The following is a 1,185-nucleotide window of genomic DNA, read 5'->3' as shown; positions in this document are numbered from 1 at the left end:
GAAGGGTGAAAGGGTTGCAATAAACTGGTGGCTGCGACTGTTTAATAAAAACACAGCACTCTGCAAACACGAAAGTGGACGTATAGGGTGTGACGCCTGCCCGGTGCTGGAAGATTAAATGATGGGGTGCAAGCTCTTGATTGAAGTCCCAGTAAACGGCGGCCGTAACTATAACGGTCCTAAGGTAGCGAAATTCCTTGTCGGGTAAGTTCCGACCTGCACGAATGGCGTAACGATGGCCACACTGTCTCCTCCCGAGACTCAGCGAAGTTGAAATGTTTGTGATGATGCAATCTACCCGCGGCTAGACGGAAAGACCCCATGAACCTTTACTGTAGCTTTGCATTGGACTTTGAACCAATCTGTGTAGGATAGGTGGGAGGCTTTGAAGCGGGGACGCCAGTTCTCGTGGAGCCATCCTTGAAATACCACCCTGGTTTGTTTGAGGTTCTAACCTTGGTCCGTTATCCGGATCGGGGACAGTGCATGGTAGGCAGTTTGACTGGGGCGGTCTCCTCCTAAAGTGTAACGGAGGAGTTCGAAGGTACGCTAGGTACGGTCGGACATCGTGCTAATAGTGCAATGGCATAAGCGTGCTTAACTGCGAGACCGACAAGTCGAGCAGGTACGAAAGTAGGACATAGTGATCCGGTGGTTCTGTATGGAAGGGCCATCGCTCAACGGATAAAAGGTACTCTGGGGATAACAGGCTGATTCCTCCCAAGAGTTCATATCGACGGGGGAGTTTGGCACCTCGATGTCGGCTCATCACATCCTGGGGCTGTAGCCGGTCCCAAGGGTATGGCTGTTCGCCATTTAAAGTGGTACGTGAGCTGGGTTTAAAACGTCGTGAGACAGTTTGGTCCCTATCTGCCGTGGGCGTTGGAAATTTGAAGGGGGCTGCTCCTAGTACGAGAGGACCGGAGTGGACGAACCTCTGGTGTACCGGTTGTCACGCCAGTGGCATTGCCGGGTAGCTAAGTTCGGAAGAGATAACCGCTGAAAGCATCTAAGCGGGAAACTTGCCTTAAGATGAGATTTCCCGGAGCCTTGAGCTCCTTGAAGGGTCGTTCGAGACCAGGACGTTGATAGGCTGGGTGTGGAAGTGCAGTAATGCATTAAGCTAACCAGTACTAATTGCCCGTACGGCTTGTCCCTATAACCTTGGTAGTTATAGACGAGTCA

At 51.6% G+C, this 1,185-nt stretch carries 1 rRNA gene; it reads left to right on the top strand.

Features of this window, described 5'->3' with window-relative positions:
* A 23S ribosomal RNA gene (locus tag ACQ7JA_RS24955) occupies nucleotides 1–1,158 on the top strand; the annotation flags it as partial.
* Nucleotides 1,159–1,185 lie beyond the last annotated feature (27 nt).

Source organism: Massilia sp. BKSP1R2A-1 (genome assembly GCF_050586525.1).
Lineage (GTDB): Bacteria > Pseudomonadota > Gammaproteobacteria > Burkholderiales > Burkholderiaceae_D > Telluria.
The sequence above is the reverse complement of the archived record's forward strand: the minus strand, read 5'-3'. Positions and strand labels throughout refer to the sequence as shown.